This window comes from Pararhizobium sp. DWP3-4 (genome assembly GCF_049898205.1).
Classification (GTDB): Bacteria; Pseudomonadota; Alphaproteobacteria; order Rhizobiales; family Rhizobiaceae; genus Pararhizobium.
Window position 1 is genome coordinate 38,082 of record NZ_JAFCXF010000005.1, and the last position, 22,218, is coordinate 60,299.

25 protein-coding genes and 1 pseudogene are annotated in these 22,218 nt (G+C 58.1%); 10 read left to right on the forward strand and 16 right to left on the reverse strand.

The features are described 5' to 3' along the window. Window positions 1-10 precede the first annotated feature (10 nt). Window positions 11-1,069, forward strand: coding sequence for an LLM class flavin-dependent oxidoreductase (locus ACP7E6_RS14180; protein ID WP_426230370.1), 1,059 nt, complete (start codon window positions 11-13; stop codon window positions 1,067-1,069). A gap of 20 nt (window positions 1,070-1,089) precedes the next feature. On the opposite strand, the gene ACP7E6_RS14185 is transcribed toward ACP7E6_RS14180, so the two are convergent. The 3 genes from ACP7E6_RS14185 to ACP7E6_RS14195 are packed head-to-tail and all read right to left on the reverse strand — an operon-like array spanning window position 1,090 to window position 3,132. Next, window positions 1,090-1,572 carry a hypothetical protein gene (locus ACP7E6_RS14185; RefSeq protein WP_426230371.1) on the reverse strand — a complete coding sequence of 161 codons (483 nt, stop codon included), beginning with the start codon at window positions 1,570-1,572 and terminating at the stop codon, window positions 1,090-1,092. Continuing rightward, window positions 1,529-2,308, reverse strand: a complete 780-nt coding sequence (locus ACP7E6_RS14190; protein ID WP_426230372.1) for an alpha/beta fold hydrolase — start codon at window positions 2,306-2,308, stop codon at window positions 1,529-1,531. The genes ACP7E6_RS14185 and ACP7E6_RS14190 overlap by 44 nt, the downstream gene beginning before the upstream one ends. Before the next feature lie 56 nt (window positions 2,309-2,364). Further along, on the reverse strand, window positions 2,365-3,132 hold the full coding sequence (locus ACP7E6_RS14195) for an SDR family NAD(P)-dependent oxidoreductase (RefSeq protein ID WP_426230373.1): 768 nt from the start codon (window positions 3,130-3,132) through the stop codon (window positions 2,365-2,367). 133 nt (window positions 3,133-3,265) lie between these two features. Here ACP7E6_RS14195 and ACP7E6_RS14200 point away from each other — a divergent pair, with 133 nt between their 5' ends. After that, window positions 3,266-4,156: an AraC family transcriptional regulator N-terminal domain-containing protein gene (locus tag ACP7E6_RS14200; RefSeq protein ID WP_426230374.1), complete on the forward strand. Its 891-nt coding sequence runs from the start codon at window positions 3,266-3,268 to the stop codon at window positions 4,154-4,156. A 130-nt stretch (window positions 4,157-4,286) separates the two neighbouring features. Here the strand turns inward: ACP7E6_RS14200 and ACP7E6_RS14205 are convergent. The 7 genes and pseudogenes from ACP7E6_RS14205 to ACP7E6_RS14235 form a co-directional block, all read right to left on the reverse strand. Beyond that, window positions 4,287-4,869 (reverse strand): annotated as a pseudogene (locus ACP7E6_RS14205) (tyrosine-type recombinase/integrase). Between the two features lie 223 nt (window positions 4,870-5,092). After that, complete coding sequence (locus ACP7E6_RS14210; RefSeq protein ID WP_426230375.1) at window positions 5,093-5,815, reverse strand: MBL fold metallo-hydrolase; 723 nt, start codon at window positions 5,813-5,815, stop codon at window positions 5,093-5,095. 11 nt (window positions 5,816-5,826) lie between these two features. Further along, window positions 5,827-6,603: an amino acid ABC transporter ATP-binding protein gene (locus ACP7E6_RS14215; protein ID WP_426230376.1), complete on the reverse strand. Its 777-nt coding sequence runs from the start codon at window positions 6,601-6,603 to the stop codon at window positions 5,827-5,829. 25 nt (window positions 6,604-6,628) lie between these two features. Beyond that, window positions 6,629-7,306 carry an amino acid ABC transporter permease gene (locus ACP7E6_RS14220; protein WP_426230377.1) on the reverse strand — a complete coding sequence of 226 codons (678 nt, stop codon included), beginning with the start codon at window positions 7,304-7,306 and terminating at the stop codon, window positions 6,629-6,631. 17 nt (window positions 7,307-7,323) lie between these two features. Beyond that, complete coding sequence (locus ACP7E6_RS14225) at window positions 7,324-8,115, reverse strand: transporter substrate-binding domain-containing protein (protein WP_426230378.1); 792 nt, start codon at window positions 8,113-8,115, stop codon at window positions 7,324-7,326. A 166-nt stretch (window positions 8,116-8,281) separates the two neighbouring features. After that, window positions 8,282-8,584, reverse strand: coding sequence for a GYD domain-containing protein (locus tag ACP7E6_RS14230; protein ID WP_426230379.1), 303 nt, complete (start codon window positions 8,582-8,584; stop codon window positions 8,282-8,284). Next, entirely contained in the window at window positions 8,581-9,255 is a 675-nt protein-coding gene (locus ACP7E6_RS14235) for a cysteine hydrolase family protein (RefSeq protein ID WP_426230380.1), read from the reverse strand. The genes ACP7E6_RS14230 and ACP7E6_RS14235 overlap by 4 nt, the downstream gene beginning before the upstream one ends. A 109-nt stretch (window positions 9,256-9,364) precedes the next feature. Between ACP7E6_RS14235 and ACP7E6_RS14240 the strand changes: the two genes are divergently transcribed. Together ACP7E6_RS14240 and ACP7E6_RS14245 are read left to right on the forward strand one after the other, a co-directional pair. Beyond that, the gene (locus tag ACP7E6_RS14240; protein WP_426230381.1) at window positions 9,365-10,273 is read left to right on the forward strand and encodes a LysR substrate-binding domain-containing protein; all 909 of its coding nucleotides are present in this window, start codon (window positions 9,365-9,367) and stop codon (window positions 10,271-10,273) included. Between the two features lie 30 nt (window positions 10,274-10,303). Beyond that, window positions 10,304-11,194 (forward strand): LysR substrate-binding domain-containing protein, encoded by an 891-nt coding sequence (locus ACP7E6_RS14245; protein ID WP_426230382.1) that lies wholly within the window; start codon window positions 10,304-10,306, stop codon window positions 11,192-11,194. 245 nt (window positions 11,195-11,439) lie between these two features. Here the strand turns inward: ACP7E6_RS14245 and ACP7E6_RS14250 are convergent, their stop codons facing one another. After that, window positions 11,440-12,816, reverse strand: a complete 1,377-nt coding sequence (locus ACP7E6_RS14250; RefSeq protein ID WP_426230383.1) for a PLP-dependent aminotransferase family protein — start codon at window positions 12,814-12,816, stop codon at window positions 11,440-11,442. A gap of 223 nt (window positions 12,817-13,039) precedes the next feature. Here ACP7E6_RS14250 and ACP7E6_RS14255 point away from each other — a divergent pair, with 223 nt between their 5' ends. The 4 genes from ACP7E6_RS14255 to ACP7E6_RS14270 all read left to right on the forward strand — a co-directional run bounded on the left by ACP7E6_RS14255 (window position 13,040) and on the right by ACP7E6_RS14270 (window position 14,783). Next, window positions 13,040-13,444: a DUF983 domain-containing protein gene (locus tag ACP7E6_RS14255; protein WP_426230384.1), complete on the forward strand. Its 405-nt coding sequence runs from the start codon at window positions 13,040-13,042 to the stop codon at window positions 13,442-13,444. 148 nt (window positions 13,445-13,592) lie between these two features. Continuing rightward, window positions 13,593-13,928, forward strand: a complete 336-nt coding sequence (locus ACP7E6_RS14260) for a DUF983 domain-containing protein (RefSeq protein ID WP_426230385.1) — start codon at window positions 13,593-13,595, stop codon at window positions 13,926-13,928. Window positions 13,929-14,013: 85 nt separating this feature from the next. Continuing rightward, window positions 14,014-14,241 (forward strand): hypothetical protein, encoded by a 228-nt coding sequence (locus ACP7E6_RS14265; protein WP_426230386.1) that lies wholly within the window; start codon window positions 14,014-14,016, stop codon window positions 14,239-14,241. 35 nt (window positions 14,242-14,276) lie between these two features. After that, on the forward strand, window positions 14,277-14,783 hold the full coding sequence (locus ACP7E6_RS14270; RefSeq protein WP_426230754.1) for a c-type cytochrome: 507 nt from the start codon (window positions 14,277-14,279) through the stop codon (window positions 14,781-14,783). A 1,303-nt stretch (window positions 14,784-16,086) separates the two neighbouring features. Here ACP7E6_RS14270 and ACP7E6_RS14275 read toward each other — a convergent pair. The 4 genes from ACP7E6_RS14275 to ACP7E6_RS14290 are packed head-to-tail and all read right to left on the reverse strand — an operon-like array spanning window position 16,087 to window position 18,521. Continuing rightward, window positions 16,087-16,722 (reverse strand): HD domain-containing protein, encoded by a 636-nt coding sequence (locus ACP7E6_RS14275; RefSeq protein ID WP_426230387.1) that lies wholly within the window; start codon window positions 16,720-16,722, stop codon window positions 16,087-16,089. A gap of 21 nt (window positions 16,723-16,743) precedes the next feature. Continuing rightward, window positions 16,744-17,220 carry a carboxymuconolactone decarboxylase family protein gene (locus ACP7E6_RS14280; RefSeq protein WP_426230388.1) on the reverse strand — a complete coding sequence of 159 codons (477 nt, stop codon included), beginning with the start codon at window positions 17,218-17,220 and terminating at the stop codon, window positions 16,744-16,746. A 30-nt stretch (window positions 17,221-17,250) separates the two neighbouring features. Further along, window positions 17,251-17,799: a DUF4863 family protein gene (locus ACP7E6_RS14285; RefSeq protein ID WP_426230389.1), complete on the reverse strand. Its 549-nt coding sequence runs from the start codon at window positions 17,797-17,799 to the stop codon at window positions 17,251-17,253. Further along, on the reverse strand, window positions 17,796-18,521 hold the full coding sequence (locus ACP7E6_RS14290) for a nitroreductase (protein WP_426230390.1): 726 nt from the start codon (window positions 18,519-18,521) through the stop codon (window positions 17,796-17,798). The genes ACP7E6_RS14285 and ACP7E6_RS14290 overlap by 4 nt, the downstream gene beginning before the upstream one ends. Before the next feature lie 129 nt (window positions 18,522-18,650). Here ACP7E6_RS14290 and ACP7E6_RS14295 point away from each other — a divergent pair, with 129 nt between their 5' ends. Together ACP7E6_RS14295 and ACP7E6_RS14300 are read left to right on the forward strand one after the other, a co-directional pair. Beyond that, complete coding sequence (locus tag ACP7E6_RS14295; protein ID WP_426230391.1) at window positions 18,651-19,610, forward strand: LysR family transcriptional regulator; 960 nt, start codon at window positions 18,651-18,653, stop codon at window positions 19,608-19,610. A gap of 331 nt (window positions 19,611-19,941) precedes the next feature. After that, complete coding sequence (locus ACP7E6_RS14300) at window positions 19,942-20,592, forward strand: HD domain-containing protein (RefSeq protein WP_426230392.1); 651 nt, start codon at window positions 19,942-19,944, stop codon at window positions 20,590-20,592. Window positions 20,593-20,601: 9 nt separating this feature from the next. Here ACP7E6_RS14300 and ACP7E6_RS14305 read toward each other — a convergent pair whose 3' ends face one another. Further along, window positions 20,602-21,561, reverse strand: a complete 960-nt coding sequence (locus ACP7E6_RS14305; RefSeq protein WP_426230393.1) for a GlxA family transcriptional regulator — start codon at window positions 21,559-21,561, stop codon at window positions 20,602-20,604. Between the last annotated feature and the right edge of the window lie 657 nt (window positions 21,562-22,218).

Consider the following 22,218-nt stretch of genomic DNA (forward strand, 5'->3'; position numbering starts at 1 on the left):
AGATCCCTTCATGACCACCGCCTGCGAAGTAAGCTGGTTTTCCGCGCTTTGTGACGACGATTACGAGTTCCTCGGGGTTCCGGATCCGAGGCTTCAATCGAGCTTCGAACACTGTCGCGATATCGTCCTGCAGGCCGAAAGCGGTGGCTTCGACAATGTTTTGCTGCCTTCCGGCTATGCCTTGGGCATCGATACGACATCCTTTGCGTCGGCTATGGCCGCGCTAACCCGCAGGATCAAACTCCTGATGGCGGTTCGCATCGGCGAAAACTGGCCACCGCAACTGGCACGCCAGATCGCCACTATCGACCGCATCGCCAATGGCCGCTTGTCGATCAACATCATCTCCAGCGAGATGCCGGGCGAAACCCTTCCAAGCGGCCCGCGCTATGCCCGCACCATCGAGGCGATGTCGATCCTGCGCACGCTGCTTGACGGAAAGCCGCTCGATCACGATGGCGCGTTCTGGAAGCTGAAGATCGATCCGCCGCGGGTCGCTCCGCTGTTGGGACGCTGCCCGCAGCTTTATTTCGGCGGCCTGTCGGAGGACGCCCGCGACGCAGCAGCCGAAGGTGCCGATATCTATTTGATGTGGCCGGATCGGATGGAAACCGTCCGTGCCACGATCGCCGATCTTCGCTGCCGAGCAGAAAAGCGCGGCCGCGCGCTCCGGTTCGGCTACCGCGTGCATGTCGTCGTGCGCGAAACCGAGGCCGAAGCACGACTGGCTGCCGATCGCCTACTGTCAAAACTCGATGACGCCACTGGAGCGGTCATCCGGGCGAAATCACTCGACAGCCAGTCGGTTGGCGTCCGGCGCCAGGCCGAACTGCGCGAACGGGCCGGCAACGAGGGCTATGTGGAGGACAACCTCTGGACTGGTATCGGCCGCGCACGTTCCGGCTGCGGTGCAGCGATCGTTGGCGATCCCGATCAAGTTCTAGCAAAACTGCAGGCGTATCGCGCCGAGGGTATAGAGGCTTTCATTCTGTCGGGCTATCCGCATGCGGCTGAGGCAGATCTGTTCGCGCGCCACGTTCTGCCGCGCTTGCACCACGGGCCGCTTTGACAGGTCTCGCCTTGATCCAATTAGAACTGAAAATCCTGATGTTTCTTTCCGTCTTTATTAGATTTTCTAACTAAAGCATTCACTTGGCCCATCTGAAATGGCTGATTTGGGGGCCGTGAAGGGACCAGCAGGTTTCGGAGCGGGAAGGTCAAATAGCGGCCCTTCCTGCAGGCGGCCTGGCCATGGCCGTTGCCGACACGGATCCGTGATAACGTCTTTGGTGGTGGTCTTACCACGGCATCGATGAACGGTGCGTTCTGGGCTAGATATTCCTCCATGCCGCTCTCGTTTGTCGACTCCAACTCTAGATTCAGGCTTTGATATCCGCGCCGCAATTCGTCATCCTTCGCGGCCATCCGGGCCGGCGTTTTTCCGAGTGCCTCGACGATCTCCCCGTTGGCCTTGCCGGCAGCGATCAGGCTCGGAATATCGGCTCGCGCGGCGTCAGGGGATCCAATGTCATGATCGCCCGGCAGCTTCCAGAATGAGCTTGGTGATCTCATTTGGATGCGAAATGAGAGACAGATGGCTGGATTTGAGTTCGATGGCTTTAGCGCCCATGCGTTTGGCCATGAAACGCTGCAGGTCTGGATTTATCGTCCTATCTTGCGTCGAAACGGCGTAGTAGCTTGGCTTGGAACGCCAAGCAGCGTTTGAGGTTTTGCCGGTGAGCAACGCCTTTTGGAATGGTTGTTGAACGGCATAGAGAACCCTCGCCCTGGCCTCGGGAAGATCGCCCCCGAAGTCGCGCAGGAACGCTTCTTCCGTCAGCCGTCCTTCGTCGCCGTCGAAGACAATGCCCGCGGTTGCGGGTGGTGTCGGGTAGATTTTTGCCAAAGCTGCATAGTCCTCACCTGCATCCGGTGCTCGGGCAGCGACATAAACCAGTGAAGAGACGTTCGGATGTACGCCTGCTTCGGTGAGGATCATCCCCGAAAAGGAGTGGCCGACAAAGACAGTCGGACCGTCCTGCCGGTCGAGGATGCGCCGGGCGGCCGCCACGGCATCGGGCAGCGTGGTCAGCGGGTTCTGTACCGCCGTGCAGTTTAGGCCCTTCGCTTGCAGCCGGGCGATAACCTCGGCCCAGCATGATCCGTCGGCGAAAAGTCCATGCACCAGAACGACATTGCGCGCGTTTGGAGGCGTGTGTGTGGCGGCCAAGCCGGCATGTGTCGCAACAAATGACGTGGCAGCACCGACGAGCAAAGTTTTCGAAAATGTGCGTCTGTTCATCATCATGAATCTCCATCGTTTGCGAAGCTGTAGAATTATTTGAATCCGGTCCGAAGCGCATCTCAGATTGACATGCCGCCAGAGACCTCGATGCGTTGGGCATTGACCCAGCGGTTGTCCTCAGAGAGCAGCGAGGCAATCATCGGACCGATATCGTCGGGCAGGCCGGCGCGGCCCAGCGCCGTCATTTCGGCGACACGCTGGTTCAGATCCGGATTGTCGCGCACCATACCGCCGCTAAAGTCGGTCTGGATGGCGCCAGGCGCGACGACATTGACGGCGATGCGTCGCGGTCCCAGTTCCTTTGCCATGTACCGGGTCAACACCTCGACCGCTCCCTTCATCGCACCGTAAGCAGCACTGCCAGGAACGATGATGCGAGTCAGGCCGCTCGACAGGTTGACGATCCGGCCGCCGTCGTTGATCAGCGGCAAAAGCTTCTGCGTCAAGAAGAAAACGCCCTTGAAGTGCACATTGTAAAGCAGATCCAGTTCATCTTCCGTCGTCGCCTCGATGCTGTTGTGGTGCGAGGTTCCGGCATTGTTGACGAGGTAGTCGAAGCGCTCGGCGCCCAGATCGGCAAGCGCCCGATTTACGGCGTCGACGAAAGGGTCGAAACCGTGGGCGTCGCCGGTGTCGAGCTTGAGGGCAATGGCGTTGGCGCCGGCTTCAGCAACCAGGGCCACGACCTTTTCGGCTTCCGCCCTGCTGGAATTGTAGGTGAGGATCGAGTCGACACCACGTCTGGCAAGGTTGAGCACGGTGTTGCGGCCCAGCCCGCGGCTGCCGCCGGTGACGATTGCGATTTTGCGTTCAGAATTCTGTGTCATCGCCGTTCTCCTTTGATTGATGACGGTGAACATAAGAGGGCGAAGCACGGGCGAACATGCCGGAACCGGCTTCTTTCTTGCCTGATCCTGCCTCCGGCGTTAATGTGGAATTCCAGATTTTCGGGGAATCCGATTGAGCACTCTTTCGATATTGCATGATGCCGTCGTCGCCGCGTTTGCGGCTCATGGAAACAAGAGCCCCTATTTCACCGCGATCGACGGACTGGCCTTGCTCCGATCGTTCTCCGAGCGGCATCCGAACCACCTGATCCACCGGCCGGCGCTCTGCATCGTGGTGCAGGGCGCGAAATGGACGACGTTCGGCGAACGGAGGCTCCACTATCGCACCAGCCAGGCCATGGTCGTCAGCGTCGAGATGCCTGGTGCAAGCCAGGTGGTGCACGGCGCGCCGGATGCGCCCTATCTCAGCGCCGTCATCGAACTCGACCAGGCAATCCTACGCGAAGTCTATGAAAGTATGGAGGCGCCGCCCACTCCGGCCTCCGACGGGCATGCCGCCGCCTTCGTTATGGAGCTCAACGAGGCGATCCTCGGCTGCGCCGCCCGTGCCGTCAGCCTGCTTGGCGAGCAGCAGGCAATCCCGCTGCTCTATCCCGGCGTCAAGCGCGAACTCTGCTACCGCCTGCTGGCCGGGCCACATGGCGCTGTCTTCGCCCGCATGGTCGTCGGCGCGGAGCGAAACCGGCGTCTGGTCGAAGCGATCCACGCATTGCGGGGCAATTTCGACAAGCAGGTGCGCGTCGATGATCTTGCCGCGCTCGCCGGCCTGAGCCCGACAGCCTTCCATCGTCAGTTCAAGGCAATGACCGCAATGACGCCGGTGCAGTTTCAAAAGCAGATCCGCCTGATGGAGGCGCGTCGGCTGATGTTGTCGCGCGAAATGTCGGCGGAAACCGTCGCCTTTGAGGTGGGCTATGCCAGCCCCTCACAGTTCAGCCGGGAATATGCCCGGCTGTTCGGGGCTCCGCCACGCCGAGACATCGGAAAGCTTCTGTCGGCCTGACTGTTTCAGCGCGCACGCTGAAACAAGCGCATGACGGCTCTGGAGGCGCATAGCGGTGCGGCAGCAATCTCCAAGAAGAGCACACCTATGTTGACACGTGCGGCCCCGCTTTGCGCGAGGCCGCACGCTCTCAGATCTCAATATGTTCCGCTAATTCCAACGCATCCTCAATGTCCACTCCTAAATACTTGACGGTATTTCGATCTTAGGGTGGCCGAGGAGGATTTGGATCGCGCGAAGATTTCCTGTTGCCTTGTAAATCATTGCGGCTTTGGTGCGCCGAAGCGAGTGCGTGCCGTAGTCGTCGCGTCGTAGACCAATTGCGGTCACTGGTCGATGCGACTGGGAAAGGCGTAGTCATCAACTGTTCCACCTCTCCTTTCGAGCCACGCAAGCAGACTTGCCCTCACGTCCGCCGTGATTTCGAACTGCACCGGACGGCCGGTCTTTTGCTGGATGACCATGGAACGGCTTCGAATTTCCGCTCCTGTCACGAGACTTCCGATTTTCATTTTCACGAGATCGCAACCACGGAGTTTGCTGTCGATTGCGAGGTCGAACAACGCGCGATCGCGCATGCGTCCCTCCCGGTCGAGGAAAAAGCGGATCGCCCAAATCTGGCGCTGTTTCAGCGGCTTCTTGACGCCGACCTTTCGGCCGGCGTTCCACGCCGGACGGCCCAGTGCGGTAGGATCGTATTGTGCAATTCCCATTTCATTCTTCCTTCGGCCTGCATTGGCCGTTAGGAGAATGCATGGGCTCAGGGTTGCCTGGGCCGTCTCCGGACTAACTGCTCTTGGAGTGCAGAATGCGAAAGCGGTTATGCGACCGGCTTGCGCTAATGGTCGAAGTTGACCCATTGGGTACGCGCGCCCTCTGCAGTGCTCACGATGCCCGGGCTTTCTCGGACTTTCATTGCGCAGGAAGTTGGTCTTTTCAGCATCCTTTCGAATGCAAGTAGCCCACGGCGATCTCGCGCAGCCGGTCTCTGCCAAACGCCAGTCCATGACCTCCGTGAGCGAGATCAACGTCAAGCTCTGCCAAGCGTTTCATGGTGGCTTTGTAGGCTTCGATATTGCATCCCGGCAAATTATCCACGAGGCCCCCCTCGTATATGGCGTCCCCGCTAAAAAATTCCCCCGTCCTCTGGTCGAGCAGGCCGATGGAACCGGGAGAATGGCCGGGAAGATGCAGAACCGTGTAACAGGCGCCGCCGATATCGATGACGTCGTTCTCCGCCAAAATCCTGGTGAGAGGTGCCGGCGAAATTTTGTAGGATTCCAACGTCATCCCCGTGGGCGCTATCGCGGTCAGGGCGTTCGGCTGATTGCGGAAATAATCGGCGAGCGTGTGCGCATCCGGCATAAGCGCGAAAGCCCCGGCTTCGACTGCGTGGCCAAGCCGCGCCTCGAACTCGTGGAACGAGCCGACATGATCGACGTGAACGTGAGTCGCTACCGCGAGAACGGGTTTACCCAAATGAATATCTAACACGCCCCCGAGATTGGCGAGGCCCATGCCGAAATCAATGACGAGGTCGGCATCCTTGCCGACGACATGGAACATGTTGGCCTGGAAGAACCTATGGACATGAGGCTCCCAAATGCGGGTTATCCGGTCCGAGATTTTTTCCTTTGAAAACCAGTTCGAGTTGGTCAAGATGGCCTCGTTCAATGCAGCAGCTTGCCGAGGAAGCGCTTTGTGCGCTCGTGCGTCGGTGCGGAAAACAGGATGTCGGGCTTGTTGCGCTCGATGATCTGGCCGCCATCCATAAAGACCACCTCACTCGCAACCTCGCGCGCGAAATTCATCTCGTGGGTGACGCAGACCATCGTCATGCCGTCGGCGGCGAGCGAGATCATAGTGTCCAGCACCTCCTTGACCATTTCAGGATCAAGCGCCGACGTGGGCTCGTCGAACAGCATGATGCTGGGGTTCATGCAAAGGGCGCGCGCGATGGCGACGCGCTGCTGCTGGCCGCCGGATAGCTGGCCCGGATATTTATCGGCCTTTTCCGGAATATGCACCCGTTCCAAGTATTTCATTGCGATCTCGGTCGCCTGCTTCTTCGGCAGCTTGCGCACCCACCGCTGGGCGACCGTGCAGTTTTCCAGAACAGTCAAGTGCGGGAAGAGGTTGAAATGCTGGAAGACCATGCCCACGTCGCTTCGAACGCGGTCAATGCGCTTGAGCTGATTGGTGAGCTCGATGCCGTTGACGACGATCGAACCTTCCTGGTGGACTTCCAGACGGTTCATGCAACGGATGAGCGTCGACTTTCCGGAGCCGGACGGGCCGCAGATCACGATGCGCTCCCCCTTGTTCACCGTGAGATCAATGTTCTTCAGGACCTTGAAAGCGCCGTACCATTTGCTGACGCCAGCCACCTGGATTGCAGCCTGCGGACCCGGCTTCGGGAAATCGGTCTTCGTCATTTGCGTGTTCATATCCAACTCGTGGGTGAAACGGGGATTAGCGATAGCCGCGCGAGAGAAAATATTCGATGCGGTTCTGGGCGAACGTGAGCACCGAGACGATGGCGAGATAGTAGACGAGCGCTGCGCCATACCATTCGAGAAACCGAAAGCTCGTCGCGATGGCAAACTGCGAGACGGTCATCAGTTCCTTGAGGGAGATCACGGTCGCAAGCGACGTGGTTTTCAAAAGCGAGATGAATTCATTCATCAGCGCCGGAACCGCGATCCGCAGGGCCTGCGGCATCGTGATGACCAGAAAGATCTGCCAGCTATGCATGCCGAGCGCTGCGGCCCCTTCCTGTTGCCCACGACCGACTGCAGCAAATGCGCTGCGCAGGATTTCCGCCAGATAGGCGATCTGGATGAGTGAGAGCGCCAGGAATGCAGCAACGAAAGGTGTAAACCACCCGGCGCGGAAGATTTCCGAGATCTGCGGCAATCCATTCCACACGAACAGCAGCACGAGTAGCGCGGGTGCACCGCGGAAAAGCCAGACGTAGAGCGTCACCAGCCAACGGACCGCCGGTCGCGGCGAGCCGGCCAAGGAGCCGAGTGCCATGCCGAACACGAGGGACACGACCATGACGCACAGCGAAAGGCCGATCGTCAGGAGTGCCCCCTTAAATAGGGGGGCACTGAGGATCGCCTGCAGGAAGAGGTCAAATTGGAACACTTTGTAACGCCCTATCGTCAGTTGACGTCATGGGAAACATCAGTCGCTGTTTCCGACAGGTTCCATTTCTGTAGAATCGTCTTCATCTCGCCGGTCGCCTGCAGGGCTTCAATCGCCTCCTTCAGCATTTGCCGGTCGCCATCGCTCTTCCTGAGATAGATGCCGTAGTTTTCACTTTCATCGTAGGTGTAGGGGATGCTCAGCCGACCGGAAACCTGAAGCATTCGATAGGCAGCAGTCGTATCCTGCGTGATCGTCGCCGTCGCCCGGCCGACCAGGATCTGCTCAATGACGCCGGACGCGGAGGGATAAGTCTGTGCCTGGATCGGCGCCTTGCCGGAAGATTCGAGTTCCACATTGAGATCGGCAACCATCTTTTCGTAAGATGTGCCGGCCTCGATTGCCATCACCTTGCCGCTGACATCCGCGGGGACTTTCGTCTCCGTGTCGCTCGCCGCGGTGACCATCACGACGTGAGAACCGAAATACGGAATTCCATCGTATTTTTCGAGGCGGGCCGGCGTGATCAGGATGCCGCTCGCGACAAGATCGCAGCGCTTGGAATCGAGTGATGGCAGCAATCCCTTGAAGTCGCCTACCACATATTCCGCTTTCGCGCCCCAGCGCTTGGCGATCGCGTCGATGACATCGACCTCAAAGCCGACAAGGTCTTTGTCACCCGGATTTTCATAATATTCCATCGGCGGAAATTCACCGCTGGTGCAGACCTTCAAAACACCGCCCGATACGAAATCAGGCTTCTGGTCGCCGGCAAGACTATTGCCCGCGCCAAAGAGGACGGCAAGCATAGTGCCTGCCAGTAAAGTCGTTTTCGTTCCTAGTATTGCGGTCATCATTGCTATGTTCCCTTTTTTTGCTTCTTGGATCGAATTTCTATGAAGTCGTATACGAACGCCTTTCACAGACAAGCTAAACTTTTAAGTTAAAAAAGCGCAGAATAACTAAACAATTGACCTAGCCCACCGCATTGAGGATCTGGCCGTAACTGTCGGTATCAAAGGCCGGAAGGATGAGCGGCTCGACATGGCCATCGCGGCGCGCCGTGAGCACGTATTGCATCATCGCTTCATTGCTCGGCATCTCGAAAACCTGCATGAAATCATAGGTCCCTAGTAGGGCGTAGAAGGCGATCGATTTCCCCCCTAGAGCGGCCACGCGATCCTCGCTGACCTTGCGGCGCTTGGCGCTGTCGGTCAGTTCGGCAAGCCCCTTTTGCGTCAGGCGCATCAACGAAACGTATTTCTGAGTCTCGCTCATTTCGGAGATTTTCCAAGCTTTTTCAGCCCTTCAAGCACGGCCGCAGTATTGGTTAGGGCGCCGAAAATGCCGTTCTCAACGGTGACCATGTGGAGTGCGGCCTCATGGGCATATTGATCGCCGCTGGCGCAGGCGTCGGAGATCGTGAGGCACTGGAAATTGCGGTCGCAGGCTTCGCGCAGCGTAGTGTGAACGCAGACATCCGTGGTGCAACCGGTGAACAATAAATGCGTGATGCCCTGCGCACGCAAAACATGCTCGAAATCGGTGTAGGTGAAGGCACTGTTGCAGGTCTTGTCGACAATGATGTCCTGCGGGCGCACGTCGAGTTCGGGAACGATTTGGAAGCCGGGGCTGGAGCGCAGCAGCGCATTCGTTCCATCGAGGCCAGACCGCTGCCGGCGCCATCTTTCATAAGGGGTCATGTCGGCAAGGTCTGCGCGATAGCCCTGCCGCGTGTGGATGATCCGGATGCCGGCCTCGCGGCAGGCGGCAATGAGCTGATTCACCGCGGGAAGGATCGCGCGAAGCGGCGCGGGATCATAACCCTGCCGGGCGAAATAACCCGTAGTGGAGAGGAAATCTTCTTGGAGGTCGATGATAACAAGCGCCGTCGTGCGCGCATCAAGATTGTCATCATAGGGGTAGTCGAATGGTGTTGCCGAGATCATGAAATAGGCTCCTCTTTGGCGATGGAATAACACTCTTAACAGTTTGAAAAAATCAATTTAAAATCACCAATATCGTTCTATAAAGCTAAACGATCAACCGGATATCCAGATGAGCCGCCTACCGCCCTACCTCCAATATCTCCCCGCTTTCGAAGCGACTGCGCGCCTCGGCAGCGTGAGGCAGGCGGCGGAGGAATTGAACCTCAGTCCGAGCGCGATTTCGTTGCAACTCAAGAAACTGAGCGTTGCGACGGGCATCATCCTGCTTCAGAAGTCGGGCCGGAATGTCGCTCTCACCCAGGCGGGCAGGGATTTTTCGCAGACAGTCGCCATATCCCTGGGTCAGCTCGATACGTCGACGCGGGCATCACGGAAGCTGACCTCCAGCGACCATCCCGCATCGCTATCGGTTTCCGTACCGACTGCGCTCGGGATCGCATGGCTGACAGCGACACTCGTCGATTTTGCTCAGGCGCACGGCATTTCCAACCTCACCATTAACGAGGCGATCACGGCCGCAGAGGTCGATTGGGCGGACAATGATCTGGCGATCGTCTATGATAATCCGCCGTTCACCGGAAAATACTGGCGCTCGCTTAGCGAGGTCCGGCTCTGTGCCGTGTGCTCACCGACCTTGTTCCCCCGACTTGACCTGCGCAATCGGGACGGAAAGCTGAGCTCCGTCGCGCTGCTGCACGAAGACGACGGTGGGGAATGGGCGAAATGGTCCATCGCGGCCCGGATCGCCCTTGAGGGCAATACTCGTGTCCGGGTGAGCTCAGTGGCGCAGGCGATCGCTTCCGCCGTTCAGGGCCGCGGCGTGGCGCTCGTCTCGGATGTGCTGACGCGAAACTTCCTCAGCGAGGGGCGGCTTATCCAGCCGTTCTCCACTACGATCAATGCGGCGCGGGAATATTATATTGTCTGCGCGGTTGACCGAGCGAACGACCCCGTCCTGCGAACGCTGGCCGATCGCGTGGTAGAGGAGTTACGTCCAGGGCGGGATCAAAATGCTTGATCCGTCGAACGCCGATTGAGGAAGAGTTCTATGTCGCTGCCACCCCTTCATGCATTTCGTGTCTTCGAGAGCGTCGCGCGGCTCGGCAATGTCAGTGCGGCGGCGGCGGAGCTGCATGTGACGCCCGGTGCGGTCAGCCAGCAAATCCGCGCTCTCCAAGTGACGCTTGGCGTCGATCTATTTCAAAAACGCGGCAGGCAATTGGCTTTGACCCCGAGCGGAAGCCAGCTCCAGCGCTCTGTGGCAAGTGCCATGGACGCTATTCACACTGGGGTGCGCCAGCTCTCGACGCATAAATATGGCGGAGCACCAAAGCGGGCGCTGACCATCTCCATCCCACAAGTTCATGGCGTTGCCTGGCTCGCCACCCGACTTTTCACCTTTATGGAGGAAAGCCCAAATTTCCACTTGAAGGTTCTCACCTCCAGCCGCTTCCACGACGTCGACTGGCGCAAGACCGATGTCGCGATCGTTTATGGCATGCCACCGTGGCCGGGCTTCTGGTGTCGCCTGCTTCACGGAATCCGCATGACTCCAGTTTGCAGCCCCCAGCTCCTGCGTGGACCGAACGCCATCCGCCAACCCTCCGATCTCGCCTATCATCGACTGCTGCATGAGGATGACGGTTCGCAATGGCGACGCTGGCAGGCTGAAGTCGGCATTCCTTACGCTGGTGAGTCCGACGTGCACTTTGACGACTTCGGCATCGTGCTCCAGGCCGCCCGAGATGGCTTTGGCGTGGCGCTCAGCGACGAGGTCGTTTCGGCGCGCGATCTCAATGAAGGGCGCCTTGTTCAACCCCTTCAACTCAGTGTCCCTGCCCTTCACAATTATTATTGCATTTGCGCGGAAACAAGAAGGGAGACTGCCGAAGTGAACTCGTTCATCAATTGGCTAATCGAGGAGGCAGCAATGCCTTGAATGCCCACATGAACATTCAATGCGTTTGAATAAAAGACTCGAGGTCTCAGACAGACTCGAACTGCCGATCAGGTTAAATTGAATCCGTTGGCGAGCGAGTTATTCAGCAAAAGCATTCACCTACGGCCAAAGCCAGCGACCGGTTCGGGGCCGCCTGCGGTCTGACTGCTTCTCGAACACAAGAGACGAAAGCAGCCGGACCGCCGCGGTTCGCCGAAGTCCGCTATCGGCCCCGAAGCGGAGCGTCAAACCACCATTGTCGAGATCGCCGGCTGTTGTGACAACAGGTCGGCGAGCACTTCCATACTCCGCTTTACTTCCTCTAAGCTTTCCGGAGCGCCAAGTCCGATCCTGATCGCCTCCGGAGAGCTTGAGACAGCGAAGGCGTCGCTGGCGACGACGGCGACGCCGACAGAACGAAGTCTCGAAACGAGTTCGCCGCGTGTCCAAGGTTTCGGGACGTGCATCCAGACGTGGAACCCTCCAGATGAGGTCTCGGCATATTTGTGCAGCGTCGCGTTCAGGACTTGCAGCCTCTCGGCGCTCTCCCGGATGATCTCGTCGCGCACCATGTCCGCGAGCCCGTTCTCGATCCATCGCGAGGCAACCGCGCTGGTGAGCGGAGAAACCATGGAAGCCGAAGCGCGGATGGCGCTGGCGAGCCTGAGAGATCGTCCTTCCGGTACAGCGATGTAGGCGACGCGCAGGGCGGGAGACAGGCACTTCGACAAGCTCGCCACATGGTAGACGATATCTGGTGCGAGAGCGGCGAGCGGCGGAGGCGCGTCGGGAACCAGGGCACTATAGGCATCGTCCTCTATCACTGGGACATCATGCAATCGGGCTAGCTCAACCAACTCGCGACGCCGGGCGAGCGGCATGGTCCGCGTCGTGGGGTTGTGGAGCGTTGGCATGCAGTAGAGCGCCTTCGGCTCTCCATTCTGGCAGGCTCGCTCGAATGCCTTAGGAAGCAAGCCATGCTCGTCCATTTCCAGCGGCACGAGCTTCAGCTTCAGATGCGAGGCGACGGACCTGAATCCGGGATAGGTCAATTGCTCCGCGCAGACCGTGTCGCCCGGCTCTGTCAGAACGCTCAGCACAGCATTCAGCGCACCCTGAGCACCTGCTGCGACGAGGACGCGATCAGGAGCGGCATCCGGAAGTCTGCGCGACAGCCAGGACGTCGCGATCATCCGGTCCTCAATGATCCCTCCCGGCTCCTGGTAGCGCATTAGAAGGTCGAGACCCTGATCCTCGAGGTCCCTGACAGTTTCCCACATCCGGTGGGTGAGGGAGCGGTTCTGGAAACGCGGCGGCAGGTTCATGCTCATGTCGACCAGCCCTGAAGGCTGCGCGCGAGCTGGAGCGTTTCGCCGCGCCTTCACGTAAGTGCCTTGGCCAACGCGGCCTTCGATCAACCCCCGACTCTGAGCCTCCGCATAGGCGCGGCTTACTGTCGTAAAGTCGATTTCGAGGTCGTCCGCAAGCCTGCGCTGCGTCGGAAGGCGAGCACCCTCGGTAAGCTGTCCGCTGGCAATGTCGGCAGCTAGCGCGTCAGCGATCGCAAGGTAGATTGGCCCGCCCCTGGAGCCGAGCTTCGGTATCCATGATGTCGCAGCCATGGGAGGGTCCGCCGTGATCCTATCAATCTGAATTATATGGTTCGTTTAACTCGATACAACTAAACGACCAGCAAAAAAAGAGGCTGCGAACATTAGCTACCAATTCATCTTTGGCAGCCGTCAGCCTGTCATCCAGGCCTGCGACGGTTTGTACAATTACCATATTGTTAGGAATATTGTATGTGTATTGTATGTAATCAATTCGTCCTGCGAGGATAACGACATGACCACCGAGTGGCCACCGCTTCCCCCCATCCGTACCGGCATTAAAGGCCTTTGCCCCCGTTGTGGACAAGGCCATCTCTTCGATGGCTTCCTGTCGCTGAAACCGCGATGCGAATCCTGCGGCCTGGATTACTCTTTTGCCGACCCTGCCGATGGCCCCGCTTTTTTCGTGATCTGCTTCACCTGCATCCCGGTCGTCGCCATCGCGGTCTACATCGAAGTTGTCTACTCGCCCGCGTGGTGGGTCCACCTGTTGACGTCAACCCCGCTCCTCCTGCTGACGTGCATTCTGCCGCTGAGGCCGCTCAAGGGCTGGCTCGTCAACAGCCAGTTTTTCTACAAGGCGGAAGAGGGCAAGATCGACCGCGACTATGTCAGGCCGAAAACGCCGCCCACCGCGTAAGGCAGAACTGAGAAGCCTCGGCTACCGCTCCTCATCCGCCGACGCTGTTTCGGCCGGATACCGCCATGGCGTTTCCGGGTCTTGAATCGCAGATGCTGGTGGGGATCCAGTTCGCCTTCACCGCCTCCTATCTTTGGGAATAAAAGCAATGACCAACAAATCGCTTCCGCTGTCGCCGGGCAAGACCGGGTTTAATGGCCCGGTACAATCCCCAACCGAGCCAAAGGATCGTCTGGGTATCTATGTGATCTGCTTCATATGTATAGTCGGTGTTGCGCTGGTGTGCTGGATACAGATTGCTTACTCGCCCTCTGTCTGGGCGCACCTTGTCATCGCTTTCCCTCCTGTGCTTCTGGCTTGTCTTCTGCCAATTCTGCTGTTGAAAGGCTGGCTCACAGGAAGCCGGCTCTGCATGAAGGATGAAGCGGAACGTATCGAAATTCCGGAGAAAGCAAGCGGCGTGAATATTCGAGCAGCCGCCTGACGATACACCTAAGCATCGCATCTGAATGGCTATGGCTTGCCCGGAGTAAGTCATAGCGCGTCGCTAATCTACATGAGAGCATATTATGGAGTGGACACCTATTGTCTTTGGCACGTTCAAGGCGCTGGTATTGGGCATTGGCATGTATTTCGCAGTCAAGTGGCACTATGATAAGGCGGGGACGGAGGAACGGCGAGCCGTCCTGCGCACGGGCGGCATGCTGGCCGTGGTCTTCCTTCTATTGCTTCTGGTCGTGGGGATCATTGTATATGTCCTCAGCAAAATGCTTGGTTTGGATTTGAGCCTGCCTTGACGGCACCACACCCAATGCGGCTGCGTCGCGCGGGAATGCGGGAACGACCCTTGAACGGGAACGTCGACAAGCGACAGGAACCGGACACTTGCTTGATCAGAAGCATTTGCCGTGGCCGGCTTCGGTATCGTGACGGCAGCCCGCCTCGGTGTCCGAGCCTTCTCTCAAAGATCCGCGATAGGAGAGTGGCGTCGATCCTCCTGGTTCTAGCGACAGCAGCGCCAGTGTCTGCGGCAGACTCTGAACGAGGCCGGCGCATCTACGAACGGTGCAGCTCCTGCCATGTTCTCGACGAGAAACGGAATGTGTTTGGCCCGCACCTAAAGGGAATCATCGGACGTAGGGCCGGGTCACTTCCAGACTATGCCTACTCCCAAGCCATGAGAGCTGCTAGCGAGGCAGGCCTCGTATGGGAAGAGCTGGCGCTGCGCGATTTCCTGTACAGCCCCAAGAAAAAGGCGCCGGGATCCAAGATGCGCTTCTGGGGACTCCGGCGCTCCGAAATCGACGACCTAATGGCCTATCTGAAGAGCTTGAAGTAATCCGCTTCGACGTCCGCTTCTGACGCATAGAAGACAAGGTCTTGCAACAAACTATGTGGCTGCCCTGATAACGACCTCCGCGACCGAAACTACGGCGCGCAACCGGACGCTATTGTTCCTGATGCCGCCCGTCCGCTCGCAAAGCTATTGAATTTGCCGGTATCAGCACATCTGCTAGATAGCTGAGGTTGCACGAAATATCGCTGCAAAGGCAAACTCAATAGGAGGAGCAATGACGGAGCCTTTCGAAGATCCTAGGTTACCTCACTTTTCTATAATGATGGATCACGGACAGCTAGCGTGGCCCGTGGCGGAGGCCAACGGTGTTACACTTGAGGTCTTCTACCATCGGCTTAGCATTCGCTGGTCCGGCCGAAAGGCAGCAACCCATCCCGCTCCCCTACGGCAGAGAAGATCACCGCCACAGCGGCCATCGATTAAGCTGTCGACATTCCTCGCTGACGGTCGATTAGCTTGGCCGGTTGCCGCATCACGAGGTGTAAGCCAAGCCTTATTCTACGCCCGGCTCAAACAGGGGATGACGCCGGATGAAGTGACGTTCATGCCGGTGATGCCGCGGGGATGGCGGCACCGCCATGATTAGCGGAATGAACACGCGACGCCTACGGCTGCGGCTACCGATGCTGCATGGCGCGCAGCTTCGAACGTTCGAGTGGAGGGCAGGTTTTGGGAGGCCGAGAAACAATCTCTATGACGATATTGAGGGCGCAAAGCTGATCGAACCCAGCGAGAGGCTCTCTGAGCACAAGGACGCGGCCCCACAACGCGTGGGGCCGCTCCTCTTCAGATTTCCGTCCGCTCGGCCAGTTCAAGGGCCACCATTGGACAGAGGGAGAACGCGCAGTTCCCACTCCCATAACGGGGCCGGGTGCGGCCTGGCGGGTTCTGGAGGCGAACGGACTAAAGCTGCCTTTCGCTGAAGCACAGACCTCGCGCTGCTGTGACAAATGCTGGCGAACCAAATTTTCTAATCCGCCTTGCCACGGAAGCGATCAGCGGCAGGTAAAAGGCACGCCTGCCGAGCGGCCCTTAGCGGCGACATCGAAAACTGAGACCGCACGTAGCATTTTCGTCGTCTTTGCCGAAAAGCACGATCTGCTTGCGCCGGAGCTCAGTGTTGGTGCCACTTTGCGCTACCACCGCGGTAGTGCCCCCATATGCGATACGCCTTCGGCGCCGACCACCGGGATGTCGCTCGTAAATTACTTGTCGAGGTCCGTTTCATGAAGCTCAGATGGATCAGGTTTAAGTTCTTCACTCGTATATTTCAGTGATTTGCCAGTTAATGATCCCAAGGGGAATGATAGATGATGCTGCAAAGATCGACGCGTTTAAAATCCGGGTCTTTGAGTGCCAGGAAGTCATCGTTGAACGTTCCAAACGTCGTGTGGGGACGATTCTTCATCCCTTCATAGAACGCGTCAATCATCCTGCTGTTGAAGTCGGCGCCCCGAGGGAAGGCGGTCACGACCGTGTCACGCTGCTCTGCGCTGAATTCATCGTAGCCCCGACCAGCCACATCCATTCCCGCGCCCGACTGGACGAGGAATATTTCAGGGTGCATGTGCTCTGGAATGCCAGGCGTCGTATGAAGAGCGATAGCGTTCCAGACCTTCTCAATGTCGCGTTCCGGGATGTCGTAGGCGCGCAGGAAATCGCGAGCGGCAAAGGCGCCGTCCACCTCGAACCGGCGCTGACTGTCATGATAGCCGGCGGTCAGACCGATGTCGTGGAACATGGCGGCGACATAAAGCAACTCCGCGTCGAACTTTAGGTCCATCCGTTGCCCCTTGATGGCTCCCCAGAAAAAAACGCGACTTGAATGCAAGAATAGCAGATCGCTTTCCGTATCGTGGATGAACTGCGTCACGTCCCGCGCGAGCTTGCTGTCGGGAATAGTCACACTGGTATTGGTCATGGTTTCACCGTCTCCTGATGTTCATGCCGTGGCGATTTGACCACCGGCATCGGTGACCGCAGCAGGTGGCGCTCGAAAGCTGATCGCCAATCTATTATAGGCGTTCATCAGACCGATCGCGATAGTGAGATCGGCGAGCTGCTGGCCATCGAATACGACAGAGGCTTCGGCGAACTCGTCGTCGGGGACGCCGGTCTGCGCAACGCAGGTCACGGTTTCTGCCCATGCCAGCGCCGCACATTCGCTTTCGCTGAACAGGCCTCCCGCCTCGCGCCAGGACTGGACAAGCACGAGCTTCTCCACATTCATCCCATCCTTCAGCAGGTCACGTGAATGCATGTCGATACAGTAAGCGCAGCCATTGATCTGCGAAATGCGCAGGTAAACGAGCTCGACGAGCGACTTTGGAAGTGCCGATCGAGTGATGTGCCCGTAAACGCCGGCGAGCGCCTTCACTCCCGCCGGCGAGGCAGCGTTGTAGTCCAAACGTTGGGTCATTGGATGGTCTCCTTGATGGCAGTGGGTTGATCACCCCTGCGGCGCCTCGATGTCGTAAGAAATCCGTCCGGAGGGAAGAAAGAAGAATGCTATCAGCGCGCCGCCTCTCGCCTCGGGATAGTGATGGCTTCCGGGCGCAGGAGCGGTCCATCCGGCATGGCACCATCCAAGCGGCCCCATTAATTCGGCCGACGGCTCCAGCGGGACGACGAGATTGAATTCGCCATAAGGGTGAAGGTGGTAGTCTCCCCTGAAGACAGGCTCATGTTCACCAACACGGGCTGGGGCAAGGTTGCCGCCACGGCTGTCCATATAGACCGTCGTCAGGCTGAAAAAGTGCGATCGTTCGCAGGGTTCAAGGAGACGGCTACGACGGTAGTGCCGGCCCGCTATCTCAATATTGGCCGCCCATCCATGCTCCACTCCCCGCCTCACTCGGACAGCCAAGTCTTCGTAGACGGGGCTACCGGGGCGGTGCGTATCATTCAACCAGCGCTCCATATCCTCGCCGGGTGTCCTGTGCTTGATCGTCCCGATAAAGGCGACAGCGGCTTCGATCAATTCATCCCGTTCCGTCATTGTGGTTCTCCAAAAATTGTTAGAATCCGTAAAGCGATGCGATGTCTTCGATTGGTGCTTTTGTGCGGACGGCACTTGGCCCATTCCGGATCGCCGAACCCCATGGACATGCCGCAGACCACCATTTCCTCCGGTCGCAAAGAAAGCTCTCGGCGAATGACGGCGTGATAGCGGGAGAAGAACTCCTGCGGGCATGTGTCCAGGCCTCGTGCCCGAGCCGCCAGCATCACGTTCTGAATGAACATCCCGAGATCGAGCCAGCTACCCTTTTCCAGGCGCCGATCGATTGTGAAAATCAGCCCCACGGGCGCGTCGAAGAAACGCAAGTTCCTTGCCGTCTGCATGGCGCGCGCGGCATGGTCGTCGGACGTGATGCCAAGCGCGCCATAGAAGACGGCGCCAAATTCTTTCCGACGCGACGCGTAAGGTTCGGAAAGATCTGAAATAAGGTAAGTGTATTCCGAGGTATGTGCCGCGGGCTCCGTCTCGTGCGCTACCTCCAGCGCTTCGATCAGACGCGCCTTTGCAAGACCTGACACCACATGCACGTGCCACGGCTGCACGTTCGCCCCGGTCCCAGCATAGCGTGAAACCTCGATGATATCCCTGACCGTTGCAGGATCCACGGGACGATCGAGATAGAAGCGATTGGCAAATCGACCCCGCATGACGCCATCGACAGTCACTACCGTATCAGAAATACTTGCTGCGTCGCTGCTCATGATCGTCGTCCATCTTTGGTTGGATCAACGCATGATTGACCCCGAGAGTCGTTTCAGGAAGTGCAATGTTGACAATATGAAAATGCATGGCATGCATTATGGTTAGGCGGGACCAAAGAGACATTGCCCATGAAAAACCTGGACCTCAATCTGTTGACGGTGTTCGATGCCGTCATGCGGGAGCGGAATGTGCTGCGCGCCGGACAATCGATTGGGCTCAGCCCGTCAGCCGTCAGTCACGGCTTGTCCCGGCTTCGCGGCATCCTGCATGATGATTTGTTTGTCCGAACAGCCGCTGGGATGGTGCCGACGGCCCGCGCGAGCGAGATGGCACCTCTCATCCGAGACGCGCTCGTAACGGTCGACAGAGCTTTTGGGCCGCCGGAGTTCAGAGCCGATACATCAACCAGCACCTTTTGCCTCGCCGCTACCGACTACATAACTGCGGTTTTGCTTCCACAATTCCTGCGAGACCTCTTGGACAGCGCGCCGGGCGTTTCAATCACGATCCTGCCCGCAACGAGAATCGACCTAACGGCGCAGATTGATGTCGGACGCGTAGACCTTGCTCTTGGCTCCTTCCTCGATATTCCCCATCGCCTCCGCGCGCAGTCGCTTTTCGATGAGCGGGATGTGCTCATTATGGCTCCCGATCATGCGCTTGCTGGCGGGCCTGTCACGATCGAGCAGCTTTCCGCGCTGCCATTGTTCGTGGTGGCTGCCGGTGGCACTGAGGATGGGCACATCTCCGAGCGCGGCTTGATCCGCCGCATGGAGATGTTCGACCGAACCACGCTGGAAGCCCAGTTTGCAAAAATTGGTGCGAACCCCAACCTGCGGCTTGTCCAGCCCCATTTCCTCGCGCTGCCGGCGCTCGTCTCAGGGACTTCAGCAGTAGCGATTGCGCCGGCGAGGCTCGCGGATGTCTTTCGCAAATCGGGTCTGGTGGCGGTCTGCGAACTTCCTTGGACCGCGCCGGCTGCTTCAGTCCAGATGATATGGCACAACCGACTGAGCAAAAATCCGGCGCATCTATGGCTGCGATCCAAGCTTGCAGAAGCGGCGCGGGCAGAGGGAGATTTGGTGTAGAGGACGAACTGACCGCCGGGTTCCGAACTGGCGATCCCGATCTCCCTCTCCTACCCCCAGGATAGGCTTTCTCCATTGCAGCTACCGTCACTCCGGGCTGACAACAGCGATCAATCGCGCGGGGGTAGAGATCCAGCTCCAACAATGTCACCTCGCCCCGTCACGTGGATACGGAGGCTTGATGGCAGATTTCCGCCCCTCAATGGCAGGATCGAGCCCCTGAAGCGAATTGATCGAACACCCTAAACAGACGGAATATAGGGTTGGCGGCGATTGATCGCCCGCCCCGGCGCAGGTGTGCCGCTCACCTTTAAAAACAGGAGGTTTTCCAATGACAAACGAACCCAAGGTCGTCGCCGGCGTTAAAATCCCTGATAGCGCGATGGCGAAAGCTGCAACAGAACTGGTCCGCGACACCGAGACGGATCTTCTCTTCCATCACTCCAGCCGCGTCTTCCTTTTCGGCGCCCTGACTGGCGAACGCAATAAGCTTAACTACGATCCCGAGCTTCTTTATATCGGAGCGATGTTCCATGACATGGGGATCATGGATCAGTATGCCAGCGACACCGAACGTTTCGAAGTTGACGGCGCCAATGCCGCGCGTGACTTTCTCTCGGGCTACGCCATGTCGGAACGCGACGTCGATGACGTCTGGGACTCGATCGCCTTGCACACGACACCGGGAATTCCCCAGCATAAGCGACCGACGGTCGCGCTCGTGACCGCCGGCGTCGAAATGGACGTTCTCGGAATTGCCTATGACAGTTTCACCGATGCGCAGCGCCACGAGGTCTGCACATGCCATCCGCGCGGACTGAAGTTCAAGCACGGCATTCTGTCTTCCTTCTGCCTGGGCACGATGAGAAAGCCGGAGACCACATTCGGCAATGTGAAGGCCGACGTGCTCGGCTACATGGACCCAACCTACAAGCGCGAGAACTTTGTCGATCTCATCCTGAACTCGAAGTGGGAAAGCTGATTGGCATCGTCATTTGATCAAAAACTGATCCCGGTACTGGGTGGGCAGGATTCCGAGGCGCTTTACAAAGACCTCGCGCATGCGCTTGGGATTGCCAAATCCGCATTCGTGGGCAATGAGTTTCAAGGGTTTTCTGGTTCCTTCCAGCATGGAGCGCGCCGCATCGACGCGCGCTCTTTCAACGAACTGGGCCGGTGTGGAGCCGGTCGTTGCGACGAATGCCCTGGCAAAATTACGCTCGCTCATCGCGGTTGCAGTTGCGAGTTCGCCGACAGACAGATCTCGACCGAGGTGTCCCATGACGTAAGTAATGACCCCGGAAATTGGCGATCCGGCGTCCAAAGTGAATTCGATGTAAGGGCTGAACTGCGACTGCCCACCCAATCTCTGAGCAACTACGACAAGCCGCTTGGCTACAGCCAGTGAGACGGCCGGTCCATGATCCTCACGAACCAATGCCAGCGCCAAATCGATGCCTGCAGTCACCCCAGCCGACGTCACCAGAGGACCGTCACGCAGGTAAATCCGGTCATAATCAACATCTGCATATGGATATCGCATGGCCAGTTGTTTGGCATTTTGCCAATGGGTCGTGACTTTCCGGCCATCGAGAAGGCCTGCCGCGCCAAGCAAAAAAGCGCCGGTACACACGGAGCCATAAACCCCGCTGAGCGCTGCCAGACGCTGAATGCAATCGACAATTTCGGCCGGTGCCTCAGAGGTCGGCAATGACGGGCCACCCGGCACGAGAAACAGATCAATGCGACCCTTGGTTTCCGCATAGCCAAGGTTCGACGCTAGGATCATGCCATTCGAAGCCGTAACATACCGATCGGACGGCCCGATCGTCCTAATCTCATAATGCTGATCCGGCTCGATAAAAGCGTTGGCCTCGGCAAAGACATCCAGCGGTCCGGCAACATCCAGTGATTGGACGCCCTCAAAAACTAGCATGCCGATTGTCTTCATCGACGCGTCCTCTCGTAAAACAATCCACACGCCAATACAACCAAGCGTTCCGGCGTTCAATTTTGAATTTTGGCGACCAATATCAAGGAGGGTACGTGCGTCCCTCGATTTCTTCGCGGATTTCGAAGCCGCGTCGACCGATGGTGTCGTCGGACAAGGGCTCGGCACGGCGAGTTAAAGAGTGTCTTTGTTCAAGAGAGGGACAAAATTGGCAATCTGGTGTCCTTAAATTGGAGGCTGCCGAAGAGGCGCGTGATGAACTACAGTCCGACGGGCCCCGTCGTTTGGCTTTTGCGGGATGTCGAAACCTGGCTCATCACCAATCGACCACGCTACAGGACAAAACTCTGTTGGAATCAGGAGGGGGACGGCCGTCGGACATTAGGCGTCGCGCGTTCCCACTTGTAGCTTCAGGAGTTGAGTGGGAGTAACGACAGCGTTAGCCTGCCTAATGGCCGGGCCTGTAGCTAAGCATTAGCGAATAGAACGCGGTTAAAAGCAAGGAGGGAAATGCAAAGCAGAAGGCCCATAAGCTTCGATTTCAATGAGCTCGTTGCGCGACCCCCCCATTTTTTCATAATTTGAAGAACGGTTGGGATTTACCGCTCACGCGCTGTGCGGGCTACCTCACGTTTAGTCGAGATGGGACCGTCAGTG